The 14,098-nt window shown below is 62.2% G+C and carries 12 protein-coding genes; 8 read left to right on the top strand and 4 right to left on the bottom strand.

All coding sequences use genetic code 11. The annotated features are described in order from the left end of the window. Together AC3ZU9_RS23305 and AC3ZU9_RS23300 are read right to left on the bottom strand one after the other, a co-directional pair. Positions 1–92 (bottom strand): saccharopine dehydrogenase NADP-binding domain-containing protein (locus AC3ZU9_RS23305; RefSeq protein WP_490091412.1); only part of this gene is annotated, 92 nt, incomplete at its 3' end. A 28-nt stretch (positions 93–120) separates the two neighbouring features. Further along, entirely contained in the window at positions 121–1,218 is a 1,098-nt protein-coding gene (locus tag AC3ZU9_RS23300) for a carboxynorspermidine decarboxylase (RefSeq protein ID WP_012724727.1), read from the bottom strand. Positions 1,219–1,615: 397 nt separating this feature from the next. Here AC3ZU9_RS23300 and AC3ZU9_RS23295 point away from each other — a divergent pair, with 397 nt between their 5' ends. From AC3ZU9_RS23295 to AC3ZU9_RS23265, 7 genes are read left to right on the top strand one after another with little or no spacing between them, the layout of a single operon-like run. Beyond that, on the top strand, positions 1,616–2,635 hold the full coding sequence (locus tag AC3ZU9_RS23295; RefSeq protein ID WP_490091411.1) for a LacI family DNA-binding transcriptional regulator: 1,020 nt from the start codon (positions 1,616–1,618) through the stop codon (positions 2,633–2,635). Next, complete coding sequence (locus AC3ZU9_RS23290) at positions 2,619–3,623, top strand: ABC transporter substrate-binding protein (RefSeq protein ID WP_320399244.1); 1,005 nt, start codon at positions 2,619–2,621, stop codon at positions 3,621–3,623. Before AC3ZU9_RS23295 ends, AC3ZU9_RS23290 begins: the two co-directional genes overlap by 17 nt. Further along, positions 3,624–4,442 (top strand): ABC transporter permease, encoded by an 819-nt coding sequence (locus AC3ZU9_RS23285; protein ID WP_012724724.1) that lies wholly within the window; start codon positions 3,624–3,626, stop codon positions 4,440–4,442. Next, positions 4,439–5,233: an ABC transporter permease gene (locus AC3ZU9_RS23280; RefSeq protein WP_012724723.1), complete on the top strand. Its 795-nt coding sequence runs from the start codon at positions 4,439–4,441 to the stop codon at positions 5,231–5,233. The genes AC3ZU9_RS23285 and AC3ZU9_RS23280 overlap by 4 nt, the downstream gene beginning before the upstream one ends. Further along, the gene (locus AC3ZU9_RS23275) at positions 5,230–6,261 is read left to right on the top strand and encodes an ABC transporter ATP-binding protein (protein ID WP_012724722.1); all 1,032 of its coding nucleotides are present in this window, start codon (positions 5,230–5,232) and stop codon (positions 6,259–6,261) included. The genes AC3ZU9_RS23280 and AC3ZU9_RS23275 overlap by 4 nt, the downstream gene beginning before the upstream one ends. A gap of 9 nt (positions 6,262–6,270) precedes the next feature. After that, positions 6,271–7,104 carry a phosphodiesterase gene (locus AC3ZU9_RS23270; protein ID WP_490091410.1) on the top strand — a complete coding sequence of 278 codons (834 nt, stop codon included), beginning with the start codon at positions 6,271–6,273 and terminating at the stop codon, positions 7,102–7,104. 7 nt (positions 7,105–7,111) lie between these two features. Further along, a complete protein-coding gene (locus tag AC3ZU9_RS23265) occupies positions 7,112–8,431 on the top strand; it encodes an OprD family porin (protein ID WP_250949400.1) in 1,320 nt (439 codons plus the stop codon). Between the two features lie 138 nt (positions 8,432–8,569). On the opposite strand, the gene AC3ZU9_RS23260 is transcribed toward AC3ZU9_RS23265, so the two are convergent. After that, positions 8,570–10,213, bottom strand: coding sequence for a sensor domain-containing diguanylate cyclase (locus tag AC3ZU9_RS23260; RefSeq protein WP_102060721.1), 1,644 nt, complete (start codon positions 10,211–10,213; stop codon positions 8,570–8,572). Positions 10,214–10,404: 191 nt separating this feature from the next. Here AC3ZU9_RS23260 and metE point away from each other — a divergent pair, with 191 nt between their 5' ends. Next, positions 10,405–12,693: a 5-methyltetrahydropteroyltriglutamate--homocysteine S-methyltransferase gene (gene metE / locus AC3ZU9_RS23255; protein ID WP_064054533.1), complete on the top strand. Its 2,289-nt coding sequence runs from the start codon at positions 10,405–10,407 to the stop codon at positions 12,691–12,693. A 207-nt stretch (positions 12,694–12,900) separates the two neighbouring features. Here the strand turns inward: metE and AC3ZU9_RS23250 are convergent, their stop codons facing one another. Beyond that, positions 12,901–14,055 (bottom strand): acetyltransferase domain-containing protein, encoded by a 1,155-nt coding sequence (locus AC3ZU9_RS23250; RefSeq protein WP_490091409.1) that lies wholly within the window; start codon positions 14,053–14,055, stop codon positions 12,901–12,903. Positions 14,056–14,098 lie beyond the last annotated feature (43 nt).

Here is a 14,098-nt window from a genome sequence, read left to right as displayed (position 1 = left end):
ATACGACCGAGTTCGTCGTTGTGCTGCGCGCACTTGTGGGCCACCACCTTGGCGACACCTCCTGCACCAATGATAAGAACGTTCTTTTTCAATTGCTTTATCTCTCCTTTATCCGCCAGCTTACGAAAGGCTGGACAGGTAGTCGTCGTAACCAAATTCACGAACCACTTCGACTGTACCGTCGAGTTGTTTCACTACGATGGACGGCATTTTCAGGCCGTTGAACCAGTTTTTCTTGACCATGGTGTAGCCTGCGGTGTCGATGAACGACAGCCGATCGCCGATGGCCAGCGGACGATCAAATTGATACTCGCCGAAGATGTCCCCGGCCAGGCAGGATTTGCCGCACACCATGACGGTGTGTTCGCCATCGCTCGGCGCCAGCTTGGCGTTGAGGCGATAGATCAGCAGGTCCAGCAGGTGGGCTTCGATGGAACTGTCGACCACGGCGAGGTTCTTGCCGTTGTAGAGGGTGTCGAGCACGGTGACTTCCAGGGAGGCGCTGTTGGTGATCGCCGCTTCGCCGGGTTCCAGGTAGACCTGCACGCCGTACTTTTCGGAGAACGCCTTCAGGCGCGCGCAGAACGCGTCCACGGCATAGTCTTCACCGGTGAAGTGGATGCCGCCGCCGAGGCTGACCCACTCGACCTTGTGCAGCAGCGCGCCGAAGCGTTCTTCGATGGTGCCGAGCATGTTGTCGAACAGGCTGAAATCGCCGTTCTCGCAGTTGTTGTGGAACATGAAGCCGGAGATCTGCTCGATCACGCCTTCGATCTTCACCGGGTCCCATTCGCCCAGGCGGCTGAACGGACGCGCCGGGTCGGCCAGCAAGTAGTCGGAACTGCTCACCTGCGGGTTGACGCGCAGGCCGCGGGTCTTGCCTTCGGAGCGTTCGGCAAAGCGCTGCAGCTGGCTGATGGAGTTGAAGATGATCTTGTCGCAGTTATCCAGCATCTCTTCGATTTCATCGTCGGCCCAGGCCACGCTGTAGGCGTGCGCCTCGCCTTCGAACTTCTGGCGGCCGAGCTTGAGCTCATACAGCGACGACGAGGTGGTGCCGTCCATGTATTGCTGCATCAGGTCGAACACCGACCAGGTGGCAAAGCACTTGAGCGCCAGCAGGGCCTTGGCGCCGGACTGCTCGCGCACGTAAGCAATCTTCTGCATGTTGACCAGAAGCTTCTGTTTATCGATGAGGTAGTACGGCGTTTTGATCATTTTTGAGAGCCTGCGGCGGTGCCTGCCAAAAAAGGACACGCATTGTGCCCGCACTTGGATCGAATCGAAAGGTTAGTGGGCGGATTTTGCTGCCCTTGGTTTACGAGCGTAGCGCCAGAGTGTGACTGTTCAGGGGCCGACACCGTTTTTTTGTAGTGAGCGGGCTTGCCCCGCGCTGGGGGGCGAAGCCGTCCTGAATCCAGGCACCACGATTTTTCTGGAGCTCCGCGGCGTCCTTATTGGGGTGGCTTCGCCACCCAGCGCGGGGCAAGCCCGCTCACCACAGGTGCATGGCAGCAGTCCTTGGCTGACATCAAATCGTCATGTTCTCGGCACTGAACTGCCACATTCCCCCGCTACTGTCCTCGCCAATGAGATCGATCTCAAGCGAGTGACAATGACTGACCTGAAAGACGTTGCGCGCCTGGCTGGTGTATCCCGCGCCACCGCCGCCCGCACCTTTGCCTCCCCCGACCAAGTGCGCCCGACCACCCGCGAGCAGGTGTTCGCCGCCGCCCGTGAGTTGGGCTTCCGGCCGAACCTGCTGGGCCGCCAATTGCGCCTGCAAACCACCCAATTGATCGGTGTGGTGGTGCCTAACCTGCTCAACCCGGTGTTTGCCGAGCAGTTCCAGGCCATGGAGCGCGCTGCACGGTCGCGCGGCTACAGCCTGTTGCTGGCAACCACCGACTACAGCAGTGAACGCGAATGCATTGTGGTGGAAGAGCTGCTGCGCCAGCGCGTCGACGGCCTGGTGCTGACGGTCACCGATGCCGAGAGCAATAGCGTGCTCAGCAGCCTGAACACCGAACAGACGCCGTTCGTACTGGCCTACCACCAACCTAGCAACCCCAACTACAGCGCCGTGTCGGTCGACAACCGCGCCGGCATGGCCATGGCAACCCGGTATCTGCTGGACGCCGGACACCGGCGCATCAGCATGGTCGCTGGCCCCGCTTTGCAATCGGACCGTGCCCGCCTGCGTTACGCCGGTTACTGCGATGCGATGAAGGAATGCGGCCTCAAGAGCCGCCCGGTGATCGAAATGCCGGCCCACACCCAGGCCGAATTCGCTGCTATCGAACCTTTCCTACAGGGGGCCGAGGCACCCACCGCTTTGGTGTGCTCCAACGATTTCCTGGCAATCAGCCTGATCGCTGAGTTGCGCCGCAACGCTTGGAACGTACCCGAACAACTCTCGGTGATGGGGTTCGACGGCATCAGCCTCGGCACCCAGATGCACCCGACCCTATGCAGCGTGGTGCAGCCCATTGCGCTGCTTGCCAGCACCGTGATTGACCAATTGCTGGCGCAGATCGCCGGCAACGACCCGATTTCCCATTGCCTGCCTTGCCACATTCGACCAGGCGACAGTACCCAACCCCATGAGGAGACCCTTGATGCGCGCACTCAGTAAAACCCTGGCAGCCCTGCTGCTGTGCGGTACGGCCAGCCTGGCCCAGGCCGCCGACACCGCGATTTGCTACAACTGCCCGCCGGACTGGGCTGACTGGGGCACTCAGCTCAAGGCCATCGCCGCCAGCACCGGCGTGCAGGTGCCGCTGGACAACAAGAACTCCGGCCAGTCCCTGGCGCAGTTGGTGGCGGAGAAAGCCGCACCGGTCGCCGACGTCGTCTACTACGGCGTGACCTTCGGCCTGCAGGCACAAAAAGCCCAGGTGGTCGACACCTACAAACCCAAGGCCTGGGAGCAGATTCCGGCGGGCCTCAAAGACCCTGCCGGCCATTGGTTCGCGATCCATTCCGGCACCTTGGGCATCATGGTCAATGTTGATGCACTCGGTGGTTTGCCGGTGCCGCAAAGCTGGGCCGACCTGCTCAAGCCAGAGTACAAAGGCATGGTCGGTTACCTCGACCCGTCCAGCGCCTTCGTCGGCTACGTGTCGGCAGTGGCGATCAACCGTGCCATGGGCGGCGACCTCGACAACTTTGCCCCGGCCATCGACTACTTCCAGAAACTGGCAAAGAACGCGCCCATCGTGCCCAAGCAAACCGCGTATGCACGGGTGCTGTCCGGTGAGTTGCCGATCCTGGTGGACTACGATTTCAACGCCTACCGCGCGCGCTACAAAGACAAGGCCAACGTCGCCTTCGTGATCCCCAAGGAAGGCAGCATCAGCGTGCCTTACGTGATGAGCCTGGTCGCCAACGCGCCGCACCGCGCCAATGCCGAAAAAGTCCTCGACTTCGTGCTGTCGGACGAAGGCCAGGCACTCTGGGCCAAGGCGTACCTGCGCCCTGTGCGCCCGATGAAAATGCCGGCCGACGTCGCCGCGCAGTTCCTGCCCGACAGCGATTACGCGCGCGCCGGGGTGGTGGACTACGAAAAAATGGCCGCTGTGCAGGAAGCCTTCGCCGCCCGTTACCTGAACGAGGTCAAGTAAGTGGCAGCATCGGCAAGACATGCCGCCTGGGCACTGGCCCCGGCGTTTGCGGTGCTGCTCGCGTTCTGGCTGTTGCCGCTCGCGCACTTGGTGCTGCTCGGTGCCGAAAGCCGTGACAGCAACGGCAGCGGTTACTGGCAGGTACTCAGCAGCGCGCAGTACCTGGGCAGCCTTGGGCAAACCCTGGTGCTGGCGGTGGTGGTGACGCTGGTCGCGTTGGTGATCGGCGGCATCAGCGGCGTGTTTCTCGCCCGCCAGCAGTTCTTCGGGCGCTCGGCGCTGGTGGCATTGCTGACGTTTCCGCTGGCGTTTCCCGGCGTGGTGGTGGGCTTCCTGGTGATTCTGCTGGCGGGGCGCCAGGGCCTGTTTGCCGCCCTGGGCCTGCAACTGGCGGGTGAGCGCTGGATCTTTGCCTACTCGCTGGCGGGGTTGTTCGTGGGGTACCTGTACTTCTCGATTCCGCGGGTGATCCTCACGGTGATGGCCGCCTGCGAAAGCCTCGACCGCAGCCTGGAAGAAGCCGCGCATTCGCTGGGCGCCGGGCATTGGCGGGTGGTGTGCGATGTGATTGTGCCGGGCCTGGCGCCGGCGCTGGCGTCGTGCGGGGCGATTTGTTTTGCCACGTCCATGGGCGCCTTTGGCACCGCCTTTACCTTGGGCACGCGGCTGAATGTCACCCCGGTGGCGATCTACAACGTGTTTACCAACTACGCGAACTTTGCCGTGGCTGCCGCGCTGTCGGTGGTCCTCGGCGCGGTGACCTGGGCCGTGTTGCTGCTCACGCGCCGCCTGGTGAAAAACGCGGGGACTGTGCTGTGAAACGCTCATCGCTGTTTGTGATGCAACTGCTGTTTACCCTGCTGGTGTGTGCCTTCATGTTGGTGCCGGTGCTCATGTCGCTGCTGGCCGGGCTGACGCGCAATTTCTTTGTGGGCCTGTCCAGCGGCTTGACCTTCGATTGGTTGATCCAGGTGTGGCAGGCCTATTCGCCCACCGTGTGGCTGTCGCTGCAACTGGCGCTGGCCTGTGCCGTGTGCGTCTGCGTGATTGGCGTACCGGCGGCCTACGCATTGGTACGTATGAACAACCGCTTCAGCCGCGCTTTTGAAGAACTGATGGTGCTGCCGGTGGCCATGCCCGGACTGGCCAGTGCGCTGGCCTTGCTGCTCACCTATGGCCAGTTCGGCAGCTTCCGTAGCAGTTGGGTGTTCATTTTGGTCGGCCACGTGTTGTTCACCTTGCCGTTCCTGGTACGCCCGGTGATGGCGGTGATGCAGCGCCAGCAATTGCCGGTGCTGGAGGAGGCGGCGGCCAGCCTGGGCGCCGGTCCGATCAAGCGTTTCTTCAGCGTGGTGGTGCCCAACTGCCGGGCGGGGATCCTGGCCGGTGTGCTGATGGTGGTCACGTTGTCCCTGGGTGAGTTCAACCTGACCTGGATGCTCCATACGCCGATGACCAAGACCTTGCCCGTGGGCCTGGCGGACAGCTACGCCTCGGCGCGCCTGGAAATCGCCAGCGCCTACACCCTTATCTTTTTGCTGATGATCGTGCCGCTGCTGATCGCGCTGCAGGCCATCAGTGCCCGTTTGTCCCGTGGAGAGCGTCGATGACCGCTATCACTATCCGCCTGCAAGGCTGTCGCAAGGCGTTCGCCGACGGCACCGTGGCCGTGCATGACTTGAACCTGACCGTCGAAGGCGGCGAAACCCTGGCGATCCTTGGCCCGTCAGGCTGTGGCAAAACCACGACCTTGCGCCTGATCGCCGGTCTGGAACGCCCGGATGTGGGCCAGGTGTTTTTTGGCGATCAGGACGTGACCCGCCTGCCGATCGAACGTCGTGACGTGGGCATGGTGTTCCAGAACTACGCGCTGTTTCCCAACCTGGATGTGGCGGGGAATATCGTTTACGGCTTGAAGATTCGCGGCATGTCGGTGCCTGAGCGCAACAAGCGCTGCGACGAGTTACTGGAACTGGTGGGCTTGCAGCATCACGGCAAGCGCAGCATCCACGAGCTCTCCGGCGGCCAGCGTCAGCGTGTGGCCCTGGCCCGTGCCTTGGCGCCGCGCCCCAAGGTGTTATTGCTGGATGAACCGCTGGCGGCCCTCGATGCGCAATTGCGCGAACGGCTGCGCAGCGAACTGAACGAACTGCTGCGTGGGCTCGGCATCACCTCGGTGTTCGTCACCCACGACCAGGGTGAAGCCATGGCCCTGGGCGACCGCATCCTGGTGATGGAACACGGGCGTGTCGCCCAACTGGCCAGCCCACGGGACATCTACCAGAAACCGGCTAACGCCTTCGTCGCGGGGTTTGTCGGCAACCTCAATGCCTTCGCGGTGATCGAGCCTTCAGCGCATGGCTTGAAGGTCTGCGGCGGCGAGTTGCCGTGGCACGGAGCGGACCTGCCCAGCACGATCTACTGCCGCCCTGAACACTTGCGGGTGATGGAAGGAGAAGGGCACCTGCACGGCCATCTGCTGGCGCAGTTTTTCCAGGGCGCGCAAAGCCGTCTGCTCGTGGACGTCGGCGGCCCGCAACCGCTGCTGGTCGACAGCAGCGACAACCAGCTCTACACCGTCGGCGCGCCGATTGCCTTGGCGATTGCGCCGCACATGTTGTTCACCCTGAATGCTTGAGAACCTATTGTGAATCGTCCGTTCCTCGTCGCGCAGATCAGCGACCTGCACCTTAAAGCCGGCCAGCGCCTCACCTATGGCGTTGTCGACACCCTGGGCGCGCTGCGCCGTGCCGTCGACCACCTGAACGCCAGCCTCCCGCGCCCCGATATCGTGGTGATCAGCGGTGACCTGGTGGATTTCGGCCGCGCCGATGAATACGCCGTGCTGCACCCCGAACTCGCCCGCCTGCAGATGCCGTGCTACCTGGTGCCCGGCAACCACGACACACGCGGTCCGCTGCTGGAGGCGTTCCGTGATCACCCCTATTTGCCCGCGTCGGCGGATGGCCCATTGGACTGGGTGGTAGATGACCACCCGCTGCGCCTGATCGGCCTCGACTCGACCATCCCGGGAGGTCACGGCGGCCAGTTACTCGACAGCCAACTGCAGTGGCTCGACGAGCAGTTGGCGCTGCGCCCGCACGCGCCAACGCTGTTGATCCTACATCACCCGCCGTTTATCAGCGGCATTGGCCATATGGACCGTGAACCTTTCATCAATGCCGCCGCCCTCGAGCAAGTCGTTGCGCGCCATCCGCAAGTGGAGCGCCTGTTGTGCGGGCACCTGCACCGGCCGATGCAGCGGCGTTTCGGCGGCAGTGTGAGTTGTGTGTGCCCCGGCACTTCTCACCAGATCGTGCTGGATTTGCAAGAAGCGGCGCCCGCGCATTTCAACCTGGAGCCGGCGGGCTATTTGTTGCATCGCTGGGAGGCGCAACAAGGTTTGATCAGCCACAACGGAGTATTCGGGGACTACCCGGGGCCGTATCCGTTTTATGACGCTCATGGGTTAATTGACTGAGGTTGTGATGAAAGCCACTTTGAATGTGTTAAGCGTATTGACCGGCGGCCTGGGCATTGCCTTGAGCCCCTTGGCTTCGGCTGATTTTTTGGGGGACAGCAAAGCCAACTTGAGCATGCGCAACTTCTACTTCAACAACGACAACCGTGACGGCGCCGCCGCCCCCTCGAAGACCGAAGAGTGGGGCCAGGCGTTTATCCTCAACTATCAATCGGGCTTTACCGATGGCACCGTGGGGTTTGGCCTGGACGCCGTCGGCATGCTTGGCGTGACCCTCGACAGCGGCGCCGGCCGCCATGTGGGCAGCTCGATGATCCCCAACGACGACGGCAAGGCCGTCGACAACTGGGCCCGTGGCGGCGCAACGGCCAAGGCGCGTTTCGCCAAGAGCGAACTGCGCTACGGCTACCTGCGTCCAAACCTGCCGATCCTGGTGAGCAACGACGGTCGCCTGTTGCCACAGTCTTTCGAAGGCGGGCAAATCACCAGCAAAGACATCGATAACCTGACCCTGACCGGCGGCCAGTTGCAACACACCACCGGCCGCGGCTCCAGTGATCGCAGCGGCCTGGCGGCAGCGGGCGGTACCCAGGAAAGCAACACGTTCAACTATGCAGGCGCCGATTACCAAGTGACCAAGGACCTGATGGTCCAGTACTACTACGCCAACCTCGAGGATTATTACCAGCAGCACTTCGCCGGGTTGATCCACGTACTGCCGCTCGGTGATTACGGCTCATTGAAAACCGACCTGCGCTACTTCAAGACCACCTCCGACGGCAAAAACAGCAGCGCCGCCGGCCGTGCCGAAGGCTACAAAATCAGTGGGTTTACCAAAAACGGCAACGGTGAAATCGACAACAACACCTGGAGCGCGGCGTTCATCTACTCCCTGGGGCCGCACGCGATTACCGCCGGTTACCAGCAAGTCTCGGATGACAGTAACTTCGCCCAACTCAACCAGGGTGGCCTGGTGAACAAAGGGGAGGGCGGCGCCAGCCTTTACCTCTACACCGACCGCACCGTGCAGACCTTTATCCAGGCGGGCGAGCGTACGGCGTTTGCGCAGTACGCCTACGACTTCGCGTCACTGGGCGTGCCCGGCTTGAAGGCGTCGCTGATGTACTTGAAGGGTGATCACATCCTCACCGCCAGCGGCAACGATGCCAGCGAGTGGGAGCGCGATATCTCGCTGGATTACGTGGTGCAGAGCGGCACGTTCAAGAACGTCGGGTTTGGCTGGCGCAACGGCGTGTCGCGCAGTGAAGTGGCGCGCGACCAGGATCAGAATCGGGTGTTTGTGAGTTATTCGATTCCGTTGCTGTAACGGCACTTCAACCCTAACCCTGTGGCGAGGGAGCTTGCTCCCGATGGGCTGCGCAGCAGACCTGAAAAGGCGGGAGCGCTTCGCACTCCAGCGGGAGCAAGCTCCCTCGCCACAGCAAGCGGCCTCTTCACAGCAGTCTCAGGCCACGCGATTCCTGCCCGCCGCTTTAGCCTCATACAATTGCATATCCGCCCGCTTGAGCAGCGCCGAGGTGTCGCGGTCCGAAGGCTCGGCCACCCCTACGCCGATACTCACGGTCACATGACCGACGGTTGGAAACACCGCCGCTTCCACGGCTACGCGGATTTTCTCGGCGACCACGTCGGGGCTGTCGGGTTCTTCGACTTCGGGCAGCAGCACCGCGAACTCCTCACCACCGTAGCGCGCGACGAAGTCGGTGGCGCGGGTGGTGTTTTTAATCAGGGCGGCCAATTGGCACAGCACGTCGTCGCCGATGGCGTGGCCGTAGCTGTCGTTGACGCGCTTGAAGTAGTCGGCGTCGATCAGCAGCAGGGCGAAGGTACGGCCGGTGCGTTGGAACAGCAGGCTGTTTTCGGCGAGTTTTTCATCGAAGCGGCGACGGTTGTAGACGCCGGTCAATGCATCGTGGGTCGCGAGCTTGAGCAGCTCGGCATTGGCTTGGGTCAGGTCGGCGGTGCGTTGCGCGACGGTGGCTTCCAGGGAGGCATTGGCGTCCTGCAGCTGACGTTCCTTGGACAGTAGGGACTGGGTCATGCCCGTGAGCGAACGGCCTAATTGGGCGATTTCCAGCACGGGGTGTTCCTGGGGGAAGGCTGCGCCAGGTTGATTGTCTTGCACCTGTTTGGCTGACCGCACCAGGCGTTCGATCGGACGGCTGAGGGTGGACGCCAAGTAATAGGCGACGAGCCCGAACACCAAGGCTGCGATCACGCCCAGGAGCAACAGCTTGTACAGCAGCAAGCGCGCCGGTTGCAGCGCGACATCCAGGGGTTGGCGCACCACGATGTACCAGCTCACTTTTGCATTCGACGGGCTGGGTACCGCCACCGAGGCGGTGACGTAGCCGTTGCCGGTGGACCAGCCGGACGGTTTGCCCAGGTTGGCCTGCGGCATCGGCTCACCGGCCAGTACTTGCGGGTAGAGCACTTTGCCGTCGAAGTCGACAATCAGGGCTTCAAGGTCGGGCAGGGCGTCCTTCTGCATCACGGCGGAGTCGACGATTTGCGTGACCCACTGCCAATGCGCATGGGCGCCCAGTACGCCGATGGTTTCACCTTGTGCGTTGCGGATCGGCGCGGCGAAATCGATAAAGCGCAATGGCTCGCCATTCGTGGCCCCCGGCAACAGCTTGGCCAGCAGCACGGCTTCATGGGGATCGCCGGCGTACTCGCCGCGCATCCCCGCCTGGAACCACGGCCGTTGCTGCACCGACTGATTGACCAGCAACCCGTTGACCGCCTGGTGCACCTTGCCCTCGGCGTCGGCCACCCCCATCCACGCATACTCGGCGCGCGATTGGGTGCGCAGTTCCATTAACGTGAGGATATCCGGCGCGTCCAGGTTGCCCTGGCGAAACAGCGGTGCCTTGCTCAGCAACGACACTTCCAGTTGCCGCTCGCGCAGTTGCACGGCCAGCAGCGCCGCCGTGGAACGGGCGGTGCTCAACAGCGTATTGCCGCTGGCCTGCTTCACCTGTTCAGTGGCGATATGGCCCACATAGAAGCCCACGCTCAACAACGTGAGTAACGATAAGCCGGCGAACCAGAGGGTCAGGTGACTGCGCAGGCTGGCTTTGATCATGAGGGCTCATTCGGTTGAGTGTTTTGACCCATGGTATGCGTATTGGATGGGGTGCGGCCAGCGAACGATGGCGTATCACTGGCCGTAAACATGAATAGATCTTGTGATCATCTCAAATTAAATGAGTTTGTCTCATGATGAGTGTGTGCCGACAATGGCTGCCATCAATATCGACATTGGAGTTGTAAGTCATGGCAGTCGCTCATTCCCTCGGATTCCCGCGTATTGGACGCGACCGTGAACTGAAAAAAGCGCAGGAAGCGTTCTGGAAGGGCGAGCTGGATGAAGCCGGCCTGCGTGCCGTTGGCCGTGACCTGCGCAAGACCCATTGGGACCTGCAAAAACAGGCCGGCATTGAACTGCTGCCCGCCGGTGATTTCGCCTGGTACGACCAGGTACTGGCGCACTCGCTGATGTTCGGCGTGATCCCCGAGCGTTTCCGCCCAGCCGATGGCAAAGCCACCCTGCACACCCTGTTCGGCATGGCCCGTGGCGTCAGCGACAGCTGCTGCGGCGGCGCCCACGCCCAGGAAATGACCAAGTGGTTCGACACCAACTACCACTACCTGGTGCCTGAATTCAGCGCTGACCAGCAGTTCCACCTGGGTTGGGAGCAACTGTTCGAAGAAGTGCAGGAAGCCCGCGAATTGGGTCACAACGTCAAGCCCGTCGTCATCGGTCCATTGACTTACCTGTGGTTGGGCAAGGCCAAGGGCGGCGACTTCGACAAGCTTGACCTGTTGGAGCGCCTGCTGCCGTTGTATGGCCAGATCTTCCAACGCCTGGCTGATCTGGGGGTGGAATGGGTGCAGATCGACGAGCCCATCCTGGTGCTCGACCTGCCGCAGGCGTGGAAAAACGCGTTTGAGCGCGCCTACAACCTGATCCAGCGCGACCCGCTGAAAAAGCTGGTGGCCACCTACTTTGGCGGCCTTGAAGAAAACCTCGGTCTGGCCGCCAACCTGCCGGTCGATGGTCTGCACATCGACCTGGTGCGTGCCCCGGACCAGTACCCGACTATTCTCGACCGCTTGCCGGCTTATAAGGTGCTGTCCCTGGGCGTGGTCAACGGCCGTAACGTCTGGCGCTGCGACTTGGAAAAGGCCCTGGCCACCTTGCAGCATGCGCATGAAAAACTAGGGGATCGCCTGTGGGTGGCGCCGTCCTGCTCCTTGCTGCACAGCCCGGTCGACCTGGGCCGTGAAGATAAACTGGATGCCGAGCTCAAGCGCTGGCTGGCATTTGCCGTACAGAAGTGCGCCGAAGTGGCGGTATTGGCCCAAGCAGTCAGCGCGCCCGAGGCGCCCAACGTACTCGCTGCCCTGGCCGAAAGCCGCGCCGTGCAGGCTGCGCGCGCTGCTTCACCGCGTATCCACAAGCCGGCCGTGCAGGCCCGTGTGGCGGCGATCACCGCCAAGGACAGCCAGCGCCAATCGCTGTTTGCCCAGCGTATCGAGCAGCAACGTGCCGGCCTCAACCTGCCGTTGTTCCCGACCACCACCATCGGTTCGTTCCCGCAGACTGCGTCGATCCGTCTGGCGCGCCAGTCGTATAAGGCCGGTAAGTTGAGCGAAGCCGAGTACGTCGAAGCGATGCACAGCGAGATCAAGCACGCGGTTGAAGTGCAGGAAAACCTCGGCCTGGACGTGCTGGTACACGGGGAAGCCGAACGTAACGACATGGTCGAATACTTCGCCGAGCAGTTGGACGGCTATGCGTTCACCCGCTTCGGTTGGGTGCAGAGCTACGGTTCGCGCTGCGTGAAACCGGCGGTGATTTTCGGTGACCTGAGCCGCCCGAACGCGATGACCGTGGAGTGGATCCGTTACGCCCAAGGCCTGACCAGCAAGGTCGTGAAGGGCATGCTCACCGGTCCCGTGACCATGCTGATGTGGTCGTTCCCTCGCGAAGACGTGAGCCGTGAAGTGCAGGCCCGCCAACTGGCCCTGGCGATTCGTGACGAAGTGGTGGACCTGGAAGCCGCCGGCATCAAGATCGTGCAGATCGACGAAGCTGCGTTCCGTGAAGGCCTGCCGTTGCGCCAGGCACAGTGGCAGCACTACCTGGACTGGGCCACCGAAGTGTTCCGCCTGTGCGCCTCGGGCGTGCGCGATGAAACCCAGATCCACACCCACATGTGCTACAGCGAGTTCAACGACGTGATCGAGTCGATCGCGGCAATGGACGCCGACGTGATCACCATCGAGACCTCACGCTCGGACATGGAGTTGCTGGACGCGTTCGAAGCCTTTGCCTACCCGAACGACATCGGCCCGGGCGTCTACGATATCCACTCGCCACGCGTGCCGGATGCCTCGGAGATGGCCAACCTGCTGCGCAAGGCGGCCAAGCGCATTCCAGCTGAGCGGTTGTGGGTGAACCCGGATTGCGGGTTGAAAACCCGTGGCTGGCCGGAGACGGAAGCGGCGTTGATTCACATGGTGACGGCAGCGCGTCAACTGCGGGCTGAACTGGCTTAACGCCTCCTAGAACGGTGTGTACCTGTGGCGAGGGAGCTTGCTCCCGTTGGACTGCGCAGCAGTCCCGGTTTTTTCGAGCAAAGAGCTGGGGCCGCTTCGCGGCCCAACGGGAGCAAGCTCCCTCGCCACAGATTACTTTTTACCCTTTCTACTTCTTAACTGACTGGAGTTAGGGCACGCCCCCTCCCACAGTTGGACGGTGCCGGGTCAGAGGTATTTGAGCCAGGCCAGGTCGCGGCGGCGTGCCTTGAGCGCCGCAAACCAGCGCACCGGTGGATAGAGTGCCAGCGGTAACAGCAGCGCCACCAGCCAGATGGCGCCCATACTGTCGAAGCCGAAGTAGTTGCCGTGATTGAGGCCAAACAGCGCCACGCAGGCGACGTAAAGGACTTTCAACACATACAAGTGCAGCAGGTAGAAGAACATCGGCGCCGCGCCGAACGTGGCCAAGATGCCAATCCAACGTTTTTGTCCCGCGCGTTCAAACGCCAGCAACAGCAACAAGCCGATCCCCAACGTCAGCGCCAGGAACAACAGCGAAGGCGGGTACTTGGTGACGTTGAAAAAGCTCATCAGCGTCTGCACGCCACTGTCATACGCCTGCCAAGGCTTCTCGCCATACCCGTTGGCCGTCCGCAACAGCACGAATCCCACCAACGCCCCCACACCGCCGAGCAACAGATAACGTTGGCGCAGCACCGGCTGCGTGCCATTGGCAAACCACGGGCCCAGGCCGTAACCCAGCGCAATCACGCCAATCCACGGCAGCACCGGGTAGGTAGTGCGCAGTCGCAGCGAATCGCCGACCTCAATCCAACTGCGCTCATGCAGGATCGTCCACGGAATCTGCAAGGCCGAACCCGCCTCGAAGTGCACGCCATCCAACAGGTTGTGCCCGCCAATGATCACCAAAGCCAACCCGATCAACAGCGGGCGCGGCAACCACACCAGCGCGGCCAGCGCGAGCATGCTTACGCCAATCGCCCAGATCACCTGCATATAGATCACGCTGGGCGGCAGTTGGAAGGTCCAGGCGAAGTTGACCAAGGTAAATTCCAGCACCACCAGGAACAACCCGCGCTTGAACAGGAATGCCGACACATCGCGGCGGCCCTGGTATTTCTGGCCGTAGAGCCACGCCGACAACCCCGTGAGCAGCACAAACACCGGCGCGCACAGGTGGGCGAGGGTGCGGCTGACAAACAGCACCGGCTCGGTGCTGTCGATGGTCATCGGGTCGCTGACCTGGCGGTGCAGCAGGAAGGTTTCGCGCACGTGGTCCAGCAGCATGAACAGGATCACCAGGCCGCGCAGGGCGTCGATGGAAAGCAGGCGTTGGCGCAGGGGAACAGCGTCGGTCATGGGCGTGATCACAGTGCAGGACGGAAAAGGGGCGTTATCCTAT

This window comes from Pseudomonas sp. A39, assembly GCF_058145955.1.
The sequence above is the reverse complement of the archived record's forward strand: the minus strand, read 5'-3'. Positions and strand labels throughout refer to the sequence as shown.

Bases quoted from the DNA above. Each gene is read 5' to 3' on its own strand.
- AC3ZU9_RS23300 (WP_012724727.1), bottom strand. From the start codon at position 1,218: ATGATCAAAACGCCGTACTACCTCATCGATAAACAGAAGCTTCTGGTC.
- AC3ZU9_RS23295 (WP_490091411.1), top strand. From the start codon at position 1,616: ATGACTGACCTGAAAGACGTTGCGCGCCTGGCTGGTGTATCCCGCGCC.
- AC3ZU9_RS23290 (WP_320399244.1), top strand. From the start codon at position 2,619: ATGCGCGCACTCAGTAAAACCCTGGCAGCCCTGCTGCTGTGCGGTACG.
- AC3ZU9_RS23275 (WP_012724722.1), top strand. From the start codon at position 5,230: ATGACCGCTATCACTATCCGCCTGCAAGGCTGTCGCAAGGCGTTCGCC.
- AC3ZU9_RS23265 (WP_250949400.1), top strand. From the start codon at position 7,112: ATGAAAGCCACTTTGAATGTGTTAAGCGTATTGACCGGCGGCCTGGGC.
- AC3ZU9_RS23260 (WP_102060721.1), bottom strand. From the start codon at position 10,213: ATGATCAAAGCCAGCCTGCGCAGTCACCTGACCCTCTGGTTCGCCGGC.
- metE (WP_064054533.1), top strand. From the start codon at position 10,405: ATGGCAGTCGCTCATTCCCTCGGATTCCCGCGTATTGGACGCGACCGT.
- AC3ZU9_RS23250 (WP_490091409.1), bottom strand. From the start codon at position 14,055: ATGACCGACGCTGTTCCCCTGCGCCAACGCCTGCTTTCCATCGACGCC.